At 55.4% G+C, this 14,545-nt stretch carries 12 protein-coding genes; 9 read left to right on the forward strand and 3 right to left on the reverse strand.

The window, feature by feature from the left end; all coding sequences use genetic code 11:
• The first annotated feature begins 25 nt into the window (after nt 1-25).
• The 7 genes from TH4_RS05120 to TH4_RS05150 all read left to right on the forward strand — a co-directional run bounded on the left by TH4_RS05120 (nt 26) and on the right by TH4_RS05150 (nt 6,144).
• A complete protein-coding gene (locus tag TH4_RS05120) occupies nt 26-874 on the forward strand; it encodes a glycosyltransferase family 2 protein (protein WP_064780200.1) in 849 nt (282 codons plus the stop codon).
• Between the two features lie 157 nt (nt 875-1,031).
• Complete coding sequence (gene ppa / locus TH4_RS05125; RefSeq protein ID WP_008888719.1) at nt 1,032-1,556, forward strand: inorganic diphosphatase; 525 nt, start codon at nt 1,032-1,034, stop codon at nt 1,554-1,556.
• Between the two features lie 172 nt (nt 1,557-1,728).
• On the forward strand, nt 1,729-2,274 hold the full coding sequence (locus TH4_RS05130) for an O-acetyl-ADP-ribose deacetylase (protein ID WP_064780201.1): 546 nt from the start codon (nt 1,729-1,731) through the stop codon (nt 2,272-2,274).
• A gap of 27 nt (nt 2,275-2,301) precedes the next feature.
• Nucleotides 2,302-2,844, forward strand: a complete 543-nt coding sequence (locus tag TH4_RS05135) for a L,D-transpeptidase family protein (protein ID WP_008888721.1) — start codon at nt 2,302-2,304, stop codon at nt 2,842-2,844.
• A 69-nt stretch (nt 2,845-2,913) separates the two neighbouring features.
• Nucleotides 2,914-3,888, forward strand: a complete 975-nt coding sequence (locus TH4_RS05140; protein WP_008888722.1) for a DUF2333 family protein — start codon at nt 2,914-2,916, stop codon at nt 3,886-3,888.
• Between the two features lie 427 nt (nt 3,889-4,315).
• The gene (locus tag TH4_RS05145) at nt 4,316-4,885 is read left to right on the forward strand and encodes a NifU family protein (protein WP_008888723.1); all 570 of its coding nucleotides are present in this window, start codon (nt 4,316-4,318) and stop codon (nt 4,883-4,885) included.
• A gap of 338 nt (nt 4,886-5,223) precedes the next feature.
• Nucleotides 5,224-6,144 carry a glucosaminidase domain-containing protein gene (locus tag TH4_RS05150; protein ID WP_245227743.1) on the forward strand — a complete coding sequence of 307 codons (921 nt, stop codon included), beginning with the start codon at nt 5,224-5,226 and terminating at the stop codon, nt 6,142-6,144.
• An 82-nt stretch (nt 6,145-6,226) separates the two neighbouring features.
• Here TH4_RS05150 and TH4_RS05155 read toward each other — a convergent pair whose 3' ends face one another.
• Nucleotides 6,227-6,685, reverse strand: a complete 459-nt coding sequence (locus TH4_RS05155; RefSeq protein WP_008888725.1) for a hypothetical protein — start codon at nt 6,683-6,685, stop codon at nt 6,227-6,229.
• A gap of 283 nt (nt 6,686-6,968) precedes the next feature.
• Between TH4_RS05155 and TH4_RS05160 the strand changes: the two genes are divergently transcribed.
• On the forward strand, nt 6,969-8,171 hold the full coding sequence (locus TH4_RS05160) for an APC family permease (protein ID WP_209437387.1): 1,203 nt from the start codon (nt 6,969-6,971) through the stop codon (nt 8,169-8,171).
• A 96-nt stretch (nt 8,172-8,267) separates the two neighbouring features.
• On the opposite strand, the gene TH4_RS05165 is transcribed toward TH4_RS05160, so the two are convergent.
• Entirely contained in the window at nt 8,268-10,535 is a 2,268-nt protein-coding gene (locus TH4_RS05165; RefSeq protein WP_008888727.1) for an NADP-dependent malic enzyme, read from the reverse strand.
• Nucleotides 10,536-11,058: 523 nt separating this feature from the next.
• On the reverse strand, nt 11,059-11,559 hold the full coding sequence (locus TH4_RS05175) for a hypothetical protein (RefSeq protein ID WP_064780204.1): 501 nt from the start codon (nt 11,557-11,559) through the stop codon (nt 11,059-11,061).
• A gap of 173 nt (nt 11,560-11,732) precedes the next feature.
• Here TH4_RS05175 and mutS point away from each other — a divergent pair, with 173 nt between their 5' ends.
• Nucleotides 11,733-14,456 (forward strand): DNA mismatch repair protein MutS, encoded by a 2,724-nt coding sequence (gene mutS, locus TH4_RS05180; protein WP_064780205.1) that lies wholly within the window; start codon nt 11,733-11,735, stop codon nt 14,454-14,456.
• The last annotated feature ends 89 nt before the right edge of the window (nt 14,457-14,545 follow it).

Here is a 14,545-nt window from a genome sequence, read left to right on the forward strand (position 1 = left end):
ACAAGCAACATTTAGGGGTATTTTAGTGCATAAGGTCTCAGTCATCGTTTCGACCTATAATTGGCCAGAAGCGCTGGAAATGGTTTTGCAATCACTGATCGACCAGAAGGACGATAACTTCGAGGTGATTGTTGCTGATGATGGCTCAGGGCCGGAAACCGCGCAGACCATTGCCAAGATGCAAAAAAAATCCCCGGTGCCGATCAAACATTTCTGGCAGGAAGATCAGGGATACCGGCTGTCGCGCGTGCGCAACGGCGCCATCGCGATGTCCGAGGGTGACATCATTGTGTTTACCGACGGTGATTGCTGCCTGATGTCGAACTTTGTTTCAAGCCACCGCAAAGCGGCCGAAGCAAACTGCTTTGTCACAGGCAAACGTGTCTTCCTAAAGGAACGCTTTACCAAGCTTGCGATGAAGAACCGTCTACGGTTCCACAAATGGCCACGTGCGATCCTCTTCATGCTGGGCCTGACGGGCAACTGCAATCGCCCATTTCAGTTCATTCCGATCCCGCAAAGCCAGAAAAGTCTTTGGGAGCACGCCAATTGCTGGAAGAAAGCACAGGGGTGCAATATTGCGGCCTTCAAGGATGATATCTTAAAGATTGGTGGTTTTGACGAAGCCTACGAAGGACATGGATTGGAAGATTCAGATTTCGTACTCCGCATGATTCGGGCGGGTATCCGTCGCAAAAATGTTGAATATACCTCTCCTGTCTTGCATCTCTTCCACGGTCGTTCGATGCCCAGCCGTCATGCAAACGCATCAAAGAACCCGGGTTATTTCAATAATCTTGAGGCAGAAGCAGACCGCTTCACGCCTGTGAAAAGCTCTTTGCTGCCGGTTGCTGAAACCGCCCAGAGTTTCTGATCAAAAGTATCATTTCCTGCCCCCTTGGAAGCGACGGCGTTTCGCGATAAAAGGTCGGCATCATTTTCCTTCGGATGCGTCTTTGCATCTTAGAAGCTCATATCAGCCGCCCTGGTGATCGGGGCATGCGTTCAAAAAGCGAAAGGGATTTTCCCAGATGGATCTCAGCAAGATTGCCGTTGGCAAGGATGTTCCGTGGGACGTAAACGTCGTCATCGAAATTCCGCAGGGCGGACCGGTCAAGTATGAAGTAGACAAAGACTCCGGTGCTGTCTTTGTGGACCGTTTCCTGCACACCTCGATGTATTACCCGGTCAACTATGGCTTCATCCCCAACACGCTTGGCGAAGATGGTGATCCGGTTGACGCCATGGTCATGTTCCGTGAGCCGGTCGTAGCCGGTTCGGTGATCCGTGCGCGTCCGATCGGTGTTCTGATCATGGAAGACGAAGCCGGTCAGGACGAAAAACTGATCTGCGTTCCGCATGACAAGATCGACCCGTACTACACCGACATCAAATCCCACGAAGATCTGCCGCAGATCCTGCGCGATCAGATCCAGCACTTCTTCGAGCGTTACAAAGACCTCGAAAAAGGCAAATGGGTTAAGGTCACCGGTTGGGAAGGCGCTGAAAAAGCTGCCAAACTGATCGAAGAAGGTGTGACCCGCCTCGGCAAATAAGCCGCATTCAACCAGTCTTCGGACAGGCACCGGATTTAAAAATGCAACGTTCCGTCAGATTTGGCGGAGCGTTGTTTTTTGACTTATCGGTCGCGCAACACTACTTTGGTGCAGGGGCACCACCCTTACAGGTTGGTATTGAGGGAAGAATTCACGTTTCAGGATACTATTCGTGACCCACAAAAACGCGCCCGACAAAACCCATGCCATCAAAATTACCCTCAGTGACATCACCACACTTGATGTCGATGCCATCGTCAATGCCGCGAACGAGGCCCTGTTGCCCGGCGGTGGCGTTTGCGGTGCGATCCATCATGCGGCGGGTCCTGAACTGACAAACGCCTGCCGGCCGCTTGCCCCCTGCCCGACGGGTGAAGCCCGAATCACACCCGGATTTAACCTGAAGGCCAAATTCGTCATCCACACCGTCGGCCCGGTCTGGCATGGCGGCACACAGGGTGAGGCCGATTTGCTGGCAAGCTGTTATCGCCAATCAATCTTGCTGGCGGTCGAGAACAATCTCGCCTCTGTGGCGTTTCCTGCCATATCCACCGGGATATTTGGCTATCCGGAAGACCAGGCGGCCAAAATCGCCGTATCAACCATTTGTGAGCTGACTGGCGAATTGGCGCAAATGCCACAAATTTACCTTTGTTGTTTCTCACCTTTGGCGCGTCAGCATATTGAAGCTGCGTGCCAGAACTATGCCAGCAAATGATCGAATACGATAAGGTCCATCAATAGAATGCAAAGCGACGCTGCTGCACCTTCGCCGTCCCGACCGCTTGAACTGTTTGCTTCGCCAGACGGTGTGCTGAGCGTGGGTGAACACACTTTTCGCTGTGCGCTTGGGATTAATGGCGTGATTGATGCCGACCAGAAAACCGAAGGCGATGGCAAAACGCCGGCCGGTCGCTGGCAGCTGCGCTATGTGATGTATCGTGCCGATCGCAGACCCAGCCCGCGCACCAAGCTTCCGGTCACCACCATTTCATTTTCCGACGGCTGGTGTGATGATCCGGGTCATCCCGACTATAACTGCCCGGTGCGCCTGCCGTTTGATGCCAGCCATGAAAAGCTGTTTCGCAAGGATGATCTCTATAACATCATCGTCGTTCTGGGCCATAATGATGACCCGCCCGTGCCCGGAAAGGGATCGGCGATCTTCATGCATATCGCCAAACCCGATTATGCTGGCACCGAAGGCTGTGTTGCCTTGGCCGAGAAGGATCTTGAAACACTGCTTGGACTGGCGACCTTTGAAACGTTCATCACCATCACTGCGTAAAATCATGGACTTGCCGTTTGGGTGCACAGCGCCTAGGTTCAATTGCCGGATCAATTCACAGGACAAGTCATGATTGAAGACGATTATCTCTATAAAAAAGGCGGCGTTGCAGGATTTGGTTCCCGACTGAAAGCTATTTTCGGTTCGGGCAAGTTTTGGGTGCGCAGCCTTGGTGTGATCGTTCTGATTGCCGTGATCTATTATCCGGCGGGCATGGCGATTGTGCATCGTATCGATGACAACCCCGACTTTATCGGCAATTACAAAGGCGGCAGTCATGCGGTCAACACCGCCGCAGCCCTGATTGATCGCGAGGTCAACCAGAACCGCTGGACCGCGAACGACCCGTTCTTCCTGCCAAGTGCGGCCCTTGATAACATGCCGAACTTCCAGACCGGGATTGTCTATGCCCTGTCGCGCTTTGCGATCGAGCTTTCCGATCAGATCGGGCGCGCCCGTGGGTCAAGCCAGGTTGACCCGGATCTGGACGATGCCGCCGGCCTTTTGAAATTCCGTGGCGACAAATGGGTGTTTGATCCCAGTGTTTCGCTGCTGCCCGGTGTCACGTCCGAACAACAATACCGTCAGGCAATCCGGTCCCTGCAAAACTACAATACCCGTCTGACCAACGGGAATGCGGTTTTTGAACGCCGTGCCGACAACCTTCAGGAAACACTGAACCGCATTGCCAATGACCTTGGCTCGGCCTCTGCCCTGATTGATGATAAGGTGGAAAATCCGTCGATCTTTGATCGCACGGCAGATGACGTTTTCTATGCCACCAAGGGTCGCCTTTATGCCTATAGCCTGATCTTGCGCGATCTTGGCACCGACTTCGAACAGATCATCAATGAACGCCAGATCGCATCGGTCTGGGCAGAAATGATCGGATCCCTGCAGGCGGCCGCCGCACTTGACCCGATGGTGGTTGTGAACGGATCGGCCGATGGCATCGTCTTCCCTAACCATCTGGCGGGACTTGGTTTCTATCTTTTGCGGGCCCGTACCCAGATGCGCGAAATCAGCAGCATTCTGCAACGTTGACGCCAATGTGATCACGAAACACGCCTTCCGGAATACCTGAGTTGCGCGCTGCGACTTGATCTTTTGTGGTTTTTGCCCCATTTAGGGCCTAACCAAATGAAATAGAGATTGTTGAGTGGGCTCTAGGGTCTGGACCCGCTGATATATATGCAATGGTTGCTCAGAGTTGTGTGGATACGCGAAGCAAGGCAGCAGGAAGATATGCATCTTGCAATGCCTTGCGACAAAGTAGACCGCGCAACTCCGATCAATCCGAAGGACAGCTACAAGGCTTGCGAACTTCTGCGTCAAACCCCTTGACCGGGATTTCCCGCCCGCTCTACGGGCCTTTCCTTGTATTTCGCAAGCCTTGTAGCTGCCATTACATGTATATCAGCGGGTCCAGATCCTGAAGTCCCGACAATCAGAGTGAGAGGACAAGCCGAAAATGTTCATTCAGACCGAACCAACCCCGAATCCGGCGACACTCAAATTCCTTCCGGGTGAAGAAGTCATGGGCCGTCTTGGCACCGCCAACTTCGTCAAGGGTGACGAAGCCATCAAATCGCCGCTTGCACGCAAGCTGTTTGAAATTGATGGCATTGCCGGTGTTTTCCTCGGCGGTGATTTCATCACCATCACCAAGGATGACTCCAAGGACTGGCAGACCCTGAAACCGCAAATTCTTGGCGGGATCATGGAACATTACACGTCGGGTCAGCCAGTTCTCGATCAGGATTCCAACGCCGCCACCGGTACCAGCTCTGCTGCCGAAGGCGATGATGAACTGGTCAGCCAGATCAAGGAACTGCTTGATACCCGTGTGCGCCCGGCCGTGGCACAGGATGGTGGTGACATCGTCTTCCACCGTTTCGAAGATGGCGTGGTCTTCCTTGAAATGCACGGCGCATGTGCCGGCTGCCCAAGCAGCACCGCAACGCTCAAGATGGGCATCGAAAACATGCTGCGTTATTACGTGCCCGAAGTTCAGGCCGTCGAACCGGTCATGGCTGACTGAGCCTGACCCGGTTTTCGGACACCTCACCGACAAGATGGCGTCCGACCATCCGGTGAACTGACCGCGCACGGATTTACGAGTCGTTAACAAATTCAGACGCCCGGCGTGAACTTTAACCCGCGCCGGGCGTAAAAATTATGCGCTGAACGAAAAGGTTTTCTTGGCGTTTTCAACTCTCGGAGATATTGCCCGTTGCGATCATCGCGCGCGGCAGGCATAGATAACCTCCACTTGGGATGGACAGTTCGACTGATCCTGGAGATTCAACAATGACTAGCGCAAAAACAAACAGTTACAGGAATGTTGCGCTCGCTTCGGTTTTCGGAGCGGTTGTTTTCTTGTATATTGGGCTTTTCGCCGGAATTGATCTTTCTCCAACTCCGGAAGGTTTCGAGACAGAAACCGTCGAAGTCACGGCAGATGAAGCCGTTATAAAAAAGAAGAAAACGGTTTATCGCCGCGGTCCTGAAGTCATCGCACTCAGCCAGTATTTCAAAAGCATTGGCTATCACCTCAATGAGGTGGGCGAAGTTCCGCGCGTCTATATCAAGCGCGTACCCGAAGGCCTTGGCGAACTGGCATCGGTTGAAGAGCGCAAACAGCTTTTCCTGAAAATCATGTTGCCGCTGGCCATGCGCGTGAACGAAGAAATCACCGCGCGCCGTGAACGTCTGATGGCCATTCAGGCCAAGGGCATTTCCGGCACCCCGGTCAGCCAGGCCGATCAGCAATGGGTCAATCAGCTGATGAAGCGCTATCGCGTGACCGATGGCGGCATCAACGCCCTGCTTGAACGCATTGACGTTATCCCGACCTCCCTGATCCTTGCCCAGTCGGCAGAGGAAAGTGGTTGGGGCACGTCACGCTTTGTGCGCAAAGGCAACGCCCTGTTTGGTCAATGGGCCTGGGGCGATGACGAAGGCATCGTGCCGAAGGATCGCGAAGATGGCAAAACCCACGTCATCAAGGCTTTTGGCAGCCTGATGGACAGTGTGCGGGCCTATGCACGCAACATCAACTCGCACCCGGCCTATCAGGAATTGCGCGAACGTCGCGCAACCCTTCGCGCGGACGGCAAGTTTATCAGTGGCTGGGAACTGGCCGAGACCCTGACCAAATATTCCGAGCGCGGCGAGGAATATGTCGACAGCCTGCATGCGATCATGAGTGTGAACGGGCTGAACGAGCTTGATGGTCTTGATTTTGCGGCAGGCGACGTCCCGCCGCCGCCAAAGGTGCTCGCCGCCCTTGAGGAATAATCCCAAGGGACAAAGCCAGAAAACCAAATAAAAAGGGACCCGAACGGGTCCCTTTTTTTGGTTCGGATATCAGAAGCCCCGGTTATGGCCGTCCGCGATAAATCCAGCCCTTTTCCGATTTCAGCAACCGGATTTCATCCTCGACCACCCGACGGTCGCCCACCTTGTATTCGCCTTCCTTGAGCGTCAGCATCTTGGTTTTCACCAGATCAAGCGCATCGCGCACCGTGCTGCCGACATCGTCCATCGTCCCGGCCGCCTTGCCCTTTTCGGTCACGTCATCGGCAAAGTCGGCAACCGTGCGATCAAACACCAGCTCATAGCGCACCATGACAAGCACTTCGTCATCGTCTTCGGAAATGCTGTTGGTTTTGGTCACGTTTTCAACATGCCCGACCTTGGCATAGGGATCATCGCGAAACCGTTCGATCACCGCCGTGGTGATTTCATCGGCTGTCGGTCCGCTGACCTGTTCATCTTCGCAGGCGGCAAGCAGCGGCAAAAACATGATAACGGCGAAAAACCGGGTCAACTGGCCCATAAGCGATTCCTGTTTTCTGGTCGTTTTGCGATTTGCCTGACTTCTGCCGCCATGATGTGGCAAAAATCAGGTCATCTGTCACATCCTGCCAACAATAACGTCGACAACGGGATATCTATGCCAAACAGGTTACCATTCATCCCGGCGAAGACTGCAGGCTGATTTTATTCGTGCGATCCCTGATGGCAACGATACAGACATCATCTGATATGCTAATCGACACCAACCAGCTTACAGTCCTTGAAAATCAGGACACCACCACCCGAAAGTCCGAGCAAGAAACGTGATATTCGATTTGATCATTGCCATCGCAACTGTCGGCATTGCGATTGTGCTGTCCATGCCCCGCGTTTCGCGTTCCACCACCTGGCGCGCTGTGGTGACGCCGCTGGCCTCGATCATCGGCAGTGGTTTCCTGCTGCTCGGCCCGGTGCTTAATCTGGGATATGGCGGCTATGCGCCGCTTGTGATGCTGGCACTTTGTGGTGTGGCTTATCTGTACGGCGCGGTGATCCGAAACAACATCCAAGCCGGCGAAGAAGCCATCATTGACGGCACCTATGGCAAACTCGCAAAGCGTGTTGAAACTCTTTCTTCTTGGGCGCTTGCCTTCGCCTACATCATTTCGGTGACCTATTACCTCAATCTGCTCGGCGCCTTTTCGCTGAGCCTGACGCCATTTGATTCCACCCTTGATGCCAAACTGATGACCAGTGGCGTCTTTGGCATCATTGTCATGGTTGGCTGGTCACGCGGATTCAAAAGCCTTGAGCGGCTTGAATATGTCTCGGTCGGTTTGAAACTGGCAATCATTACCGGGCTTCTGGTCGGGCTGATGGCCCATTTCGGCAAGCAGGCCATTGACGAGAAACTGATTTTCAATCCCCAGAACGTCACCGGATGGCCGGCCATTACCATGGCCTTTGGTCTTTTGATCACAGTTCAGGGGTTCGAAACATCGCGCTATCTGGGATCAAGCTATGATGCCAAAACCCGTGTTCGATCCATGCGCCTTGCCCAATGGCTTTCGACCCTGATCTATCTGATTTACATCCTTCTGATTTCCTACGTTTTTGCCCCTGATCAGATGTCGTCCTCGGAAACGGGCATTATCGACATGATGGGGATCGTCGCCCCGATCCTGCCCTTCATGCTGGTGGCAGCTGCCATGGCATCGCAATTCAGTGCCGCAATTGCCGATACCAGCGGATCGGGCGGACTGTTTGCCCAACTGTCGCGAAACCGCATTACCGAACCCCAGGCCTATCTGGCGCTCGGGATTATCGGTATCGCCCTGACCTGGTCAGCAGACATCTTTGCGATTGTCAGTTACGCATCGCGCGCCTTTGCCATCTATTACGGCCTTCAAGCGGCCTTGGCGGCCATCATTGCCATCCGTCGTGGCAATCCGGGCAAGGCCACGTTCTTTGCCGTGCTGGCCGCCTTGGGGGCTGCTATCGCCATTCTGGGACAGCCGGTCGAATAAGCCCCCTGCCCCTTTAAGGTTCGCCCAGCCCCGAACAGAAAAAGGCGGAGACTGACTTAGCAGCTCCGCCTTTTTGATCTTTGATTTCAGAACGGCTTAGCCGTGCTCTGCCTCGTGGGCGGCAAGGGCGGCAAGGTTCACCAGATCGTTCACGGTTGCCCCCATCTGGGCGATCTGGGCCGGTTTTTCCAGACCGATCATCACCGGACCAACCACCGTGCCACCGCCCAGCTTATCAAGCAGTTTGGATGCCGTGGTCGCAGCATGCAGCGCCGGCATCACCAGAACGTTGGCCGGACCCGACAGACGGCAGAACGGATAAAGCTTCAGAAGCTCGGTATCGAGTGCAACATCAACTGCCATGTCGCCATCGAACTCGAAATCGACATTGCTGCTTTCAAGGATACCCACGGCTTCGCGGATACGGTCGGTATCCTCGCTATACGGGTTGCCGAAGGTCGAGTGCGAAACCATCGCCACACGCGGCTCATGCCCCATCTGACGGGCCTTGGCGGCCGCCTGGATGGCGATCTCGGCCAGTTCCTCGGCATTGGGCAGGTTGTGCACACGGGTATCGGCGATAAACACCGTCCGGCCCTTGGCAATCGCGATTGAGAGCCCCATCGGGATTTCGCCCGGCTTGGCATCGATCACACCGGCAACATCGGCGAAGCTGCGATTGAAGTTCCGGGTAAGACCGGTGATCAAACCATCGGCATGACCCTGTGCCACCATGACAGAGGCAAAGACGTTACGCTTTTGGTTGACCATGCGCTGGCAATCACGCCACAGGAAGCCCTTGCGCTGCAGGCGCTGATAGAGGAACTCGGCATATTCCGCATTATGCTTGGACAGGGCCGCGTTGCTGATTTCAACACCATCAAGGCTTTCAATACCAAGCTTCTTGGCACTTTCATGGATGCGGTCTTCGCGCCCGATCAGGATCGGCGTGCCGTAGCCCGAATTGCGATACGCCACCGCTGCGCGGATCACGGTTTCTTCCTCGCCCTCGGCAAAGGCGATGCGTTTCGGGTGCGCACGGACGTAATCGGAAATCAGCTGCAAATGGGCTGCCGTCGGATCAAGACGTCCGCGCAGCTGATTTTCATATTCTTCCATATCAATGATCGGACGACGCGCCACACCGCTATCCATCGCGGCCTGGGCAACCGCCTTGGGCACGGCGGTAATCAGGCGCGGGTCAAACGGGGCCGGGATGATGTATTCCGGACCATATTGCAAACGACGACCGGAATAGGCCGCCGCCACTTCATCGGGCACGTCTTCACGCGCAAGCGATGCCACCGCGTGGGCTGCAGCAATCTTCATATCTTCGTTGATCGTGGAGGCCTGAACATCAAGCGCGCCGCGGAAGATATACGGGAAGCCCAGAACGTTGTTGATCTGGTTCGGATAGTCCGAACGCCCGGTGGCGCAAATCGCATCATCACGAATAGCAGCAACTTCTTCCGGGGAAATTTCCGGATCCGGGTTGGCCATGGCAAAGATGATCGGCTGTTTGGCCATGCTTTTGACCATGGCGGACGTCACCGCCCCCTTGACCGACAGGCCAAAGAACGCATCAGCGCCCTTCATCGCATCGTCAAGCGACCGGGCATCGGTATCAGCCGCATGGGCCGATTTCCACTGGTTCATGCCATCTTCACGGCCCTTGTAGATCACCCCGCGCGAGTCACACATGATCACGTTGTCATGGGCAACACCCATGCTTTTGACCAGCTCGCAACAGGCAATCGCGGCCGCACCGGCACCGTTGATGACAAGCTTGATGTCTTCAAGTTTACGACCCGTCAGGTCACAGGCATTGATCAGCCCCGATGCCGCAATGATCGCCGTGCCATGCTGGTCATCATGGAACACCGGAATGTCCATAACTTCGCGCAGGCGCTGTTCGATGATGAAGCATTCCGGTGCCTTGATGTCTTCAAGGTTGATCCCACCAAACGATGCGCCCAGGAAGCGTACGCAATTGACGAACTCGTCAACATCCTCGGTCGACACTTCAAGGTCAAAGCCATCCACATCGGCAAAGCGTTTGAACAGAACCGCCTTGCCTTCCATCACCGGCTTGGAGGCCAGCGCACCAAGGTTGCCAAGGCCAAGCACGGCAGTGCCGTTGGAAATGACCGCAACGATGTTGCCCTTGGAGGTGTAATCATAGGCAGTCGCCGGGTTCTTAGCGATTTCAAGACAAGGCACCGCAACACCCGGCGAATAGGCGAGCGAGAGGTCGCGCTGAGTGGTCAGCGGTTTGGATGCGGTGATTTCGATTTTGCCGGGGCGGCCGCTGGAATGAAACAGCAGCGCTTCACGGTCACGAACCTTGATTTCTGTATCTGACATTGTGTTTTTCACTGACGCTTGCGTGGTGAGATGGAAAGCAACCTGTACGGTCTGTTTTGTTCTTAAGTTCTGATTTTCCTGATCGACAAGTTTGCGGCGTGGGACCGTCTTGTCGGACCGCCCAATAAATCAGGCTTCGCGCCCCGGGTCAAAGGCGACGTTAACGGCAACCGCAAAATTACGTAGCGTTTTCCGTGTGTTGCGGTGCAACATTGGCCTCTGACCCTGCCCGTTTCACATGCGCAAACGCAATGGCAGACACACCCACCCCAACGACCCAGTCGCCGTGACCGTCAGTAAGTGTTGGTTTTTCAGGCACGTAATCACGCGTGCACAAATGCCCCTTGGGATTGCCGTTTTTATTGCGCCGCGCAAACCGACCCGCCGATTGGCACAAATATGAACTTTCCACGATACGAAAAACGGGGGCCAATGCCCCCGTGTTCCTGTTGCCTTACCGGCAAATTCAATCGTTTTCGGCGGACTCTGTCATGCAGTTGCCCGCCACGCCAAAACGCGTTGGTTATTTGGGTGAATGCAGGTGAATGTTGGTGGCATCATTCTGTTCAAGGATGGCACGTGCCTTGGCCTCGGCACCTTCGTGGTCCGGGTCGATCCGCACCCACAGAATGACCGATCCGGCATCGACCGCACGGGCGAAATCCTCGGTATGCGGGGTGGAGGTCACTTCTTCGATAAATTCACGAAGTGCGACCGCGCCAACACCGGCCCCGACCGCAATGGCGGCGGCGGCTGTCGCAGCGCCCCCAAACAATGCAATCGCACCGGACGCCACCAGCGGCACTTCATATTTGGTTTCACCCACCAGTGCGGTCAGCACATCGGACCAGGACCGACCATCCTTGCCAGCCACATCAATGGATTCGTGGGAGCTTAAAACCGACAGATCGGTGCGTTCAAACCCGGCATCGCGGAGCGCACGCAGAGCCGCATCGAAACCGTCCTTGGTATCAAACAGTCCGACCAGTTCCGGGGCCTGCGGGATGGTCTGTTCTTCTGCCATTTTGTACGCTCCTTGCTCACTGTTATTCTGTCGCGGAAAACGACAGTTGGTTGTTGGTCACGATCTTTATATATTCGCAGAAATTCAGGCGTTGCAATGGCATAGATCAAGTTTTATCACCCCGCCAGTTTCCTGCTCTCGTCTTTGCCTTCAGGGTTTGCTATCAAGTCATCATGAACCAGATCGCCGATAAATCCGATACCACACCGACCGCACCTTCTTTTTCCAGAGACGGCGCGACGCCAATGATGATGCAGTTCCTTGAAATCAAGGAACAGTATCAGGACTGCCTGCTGTTTTATCGGATGGGCGATTTCTACGAGCTGTTCTTTGACGATGCGGTCAAAGCCGCCGAAGCCCTTGATATTGCCCTGACAAAACGCGGCAAGCATCAAGGTAACGAAATTCCCATGGCCGGTGTTCCCGTCCATAGTCACGAAACCTATCTGCAACGTCTGATCCGCAAGGGCTTCCGGGTGGCCGTCTGTGAACAGATGGAAGACCCGGCAGAGGCCAAAAAACGCGGCGCCAAGTCCGTGGTCAAACGCGGTGTTGTCCGCCTGATCACGCCGGGCACCCTTACCGAAGACAGCCTGCTCGATGCGCGGCGCCACAATTATCTGGCCGCCGTTTCCGAAGTCCGCGGCAAGATCGGACTGGCCTGGCTTGATATGTCGACCGGTGATTTCTTTGTGCAGCCTTGCGAGATGGCCGGTCTTGGTGCCGCCCTTGCCCGGCTTGATCCGGGTGAAATCCTGTTTTCGGAAAAGATGCTGAACCGCGCGGAAGTGTTCGACATCTATGCCGAATATAAAAACATCATCACCCCGCAGCCGACCGCACGCTTTGATGCTGAAAATGCCCAGCTTAGGCTTAAAAAGCTTTATGAGGTCGAGGCCCTTGATGCCTTTGGCGGTTTTGAGATCGCCGAGCTTTCTGCTGCTGGTGCGCTGATTGACTATGTCGAACTGACCCAAAAGGGCCAGATGCCCCGCCTCGCCCCGCCAACCCGCGTGGCAGAGGGGGCGGCGATGGAAATCGATGCCGCCACCCGTCGATCCCTTGAACTGATCCAGACCCAGTCGGGCGAGCGCAAGGGATCGTTGCTATCCGTCATTGACCGCACCCGCACCGGTGCCGGCGCACGTTTGTTGGCGGCGCGCCTGTCCGCCCCGCTGACCAATGCCGATGAAGTCAACAAGCGCCTTGATCTGGTGGAATATTTCCATGATCGCGATGGGTTGCGATCAGATCTGCGCGCTGCCCTTGGCGAATGCCCGGATATTGAACGCGCGCTTTCGCGCCTGTCGGTCGGGCGCGGTGGCCCGCGTGATCTGGCGGCGATGCGTGATGGGCTGTCCTGCGCCTTTGCGATTGGCAATCTTCTGAATAAACCCGATGGTGGCAATGACGGCCTGACTGCCCAGCCCGAAGCCCTTTCTGATCATTTGACCATGATGGGCCATCACGGCGATCTGATTGATCTGTTGCGCCGGGCAATCGCCGAAAGCCTGCCGCTTCTGGCACGCGATGGTGGCTTCATTGCTGGCGGCTATCACCCGCCGCTTGATGAGCTCCGCATGCTTTCAAGTGAAAGCAAAAAGCTGATCGCCAATCTGCAGGCCCGCTATACCGAGCAAACCGGCATTTCCAACCTTAAGGTCAAGCACAACAACGTACTTGGCTATTTCATCGAAGTATCGGCCAAGACCGCCGACAAGATGATGGAGATGGATGAGTTTATCCATCGCCAAACCATGGCCAATGCGGTGCGCTTTACCACCGTCGAGCTGTCCGAACTTGAAAGCAAGGTCTCCAAGGCCGGTGATCAGGCGCTTGCGCTTGAACTTGAACTGTTTGACGAACTGGTGGCCGCCGTTCTGGCCAAGGCCGATGACATCGCCAAATGCGCAAGTGCGCTGGCCGGCCTTGATGTATCGGCTGCTTTGGCCGAACTGGCCCGCGATCAGGGTTGCATTCGCCCGAACATCGATAACAGCCTTGCCTTTGACATTACCGCTGGCCGCCATCCGGTGGTCGAGGCCGCCTTGCGTGAAAATGGCGACGCGCCGTTTGTTGCCAATGATTGCCGCCTTGAAGATGAACAAAGCCTGTGGCTGATCACCGGTCCGAACATGGCCGGTAAATCGACCTTCCTGCGCCAGAATGCATTGATTGCGGTACTCGCCCAGATCGGGGCGTTCGTTCCGGCGGCCAAGGCCCATATCGGGGTGATTGACCGGCTGTTTTCACGTGTCGGTGCGGCCGATGATCTGGCGCGCGGCCGATCGACCTTCATGGTCGAAATGGTTGAAACCGCATCGATCCTTAATCAGGCAACTGACCGTTCGCTGGTGATTTTGGATGAAATCGGCCGTGGCACGGCGACCTTTGATGGCCTGTCGATTGCCTGGGCCGTGGTTGAAAACCTTCATGAAATCAATCAGTGCCGTGGTCTTTTCGCCACCCACTATCACGAACTGACGGCGTTGGCGGCCAAGCTCAAACACCTGTCGTGCCACACCATGCTGATCAAGGAATGGCAGGGCGAGGTCGTCTTCCTGCATGAAGTCGGTGCAGGAAGTGCGGATCGATCTTATGGCATCCATGTCGCCCAGCTGGCGGGTCTGCCAAAGCCCGTAATCAAGCGCGCCGAACAGGTTCTCAAGACGCTTGAAAAGGGCGAACAGGGTGGTGCTGTTTCCAAGCTTGCCGATGACCTGCCGCTGTTTGCGGTTGCCATCGAACAGGCCGCCAAGGAGGAACGCACAAGCGCCCCGGCCCTTTCGGATGCGCAAAAGGCGCTGCTTGATGCGGTTGCCGATCTTGATCCCGACAACATGACCCCGCGCGAAGCCCTTGATGCGCTGTATCGTCTTCAGTCGCTGAAGGGCTGATCACCTGCAAAACAGGCGGCCTATCCCCATATCAGGTGCGTGTCTGCCGATCGGACTTGCGCACGCATTTGATGCGGATAGATGAAATT

The sequence above is a fragment of the Thalassospira tepidiphila MCCC 1A03514 genome (assembly GCF_001662875.1).
GTDB classification, from domain to species: Bacteria; Pseudomonadota; Alphaproteobacteria; order Rhodospirillales; family Thalassospiraceae; genus Thalassospira; species Thalassospira tepidiphila.

Bases quoted from the DNA above. Each gene is read 5' to 3' on its own strand.
- ppa (WP_008888719.1), top strand. From the start codon at position 1,032: ATGGATCTCAGCAAGATTGCCGTTGGCAAGGATGTTCCGTGGGACGTA.
- TH4_RS05135 (WP_008888721.1), top strand. From the start codon at position 2,302: ATGCAAAGCGACGCTGCTGCACCTTCGCCGTCCCGACCGCTTGAACTG.
- TH4_RS05140 (WP_008888722.1), top strand. From the start codon at position 2,914: ATGATTGAAGACGATTATCTCTATAAAAAAGGCGGCGTTGCAGGATTT.
- TH4_RS05145 (WP_008888723.1), top strand. From the start codon at position 4,316: ATGTTCATTCAGACCGAACCAACCCCGAATCCGGCGACACTCAAATTC.
- TH4_RS05155 (WP_008888725.1), bottom strand. From the start codon at position 6,685: ATGGGCCAGTTGACCCGGTTTTTCGCCGTTATCATGTTTTTGCCGCTG.
- TH4_RS05165 (WP_008888727.1), bottom strand. From the start codon at position 10,535: ATGTCAGATACAGAAATCAAGGTTCGTGACCGTGAAGCGCTGCTGTTT.
- TH4_RS05175 (WP_064780204.1), bottom strand. From the start codon at position 11,559: ATGGCAGAAGAACAGACCATCCCGCAGGCCCCGGAACTGGTCGGACTG.
- mutS (WP_064780205.1), top strand. From the start codon at position 11,733: ATGAACCAGATCGCCGATAAATCCGATACCACACCGACCGCACCTTCT.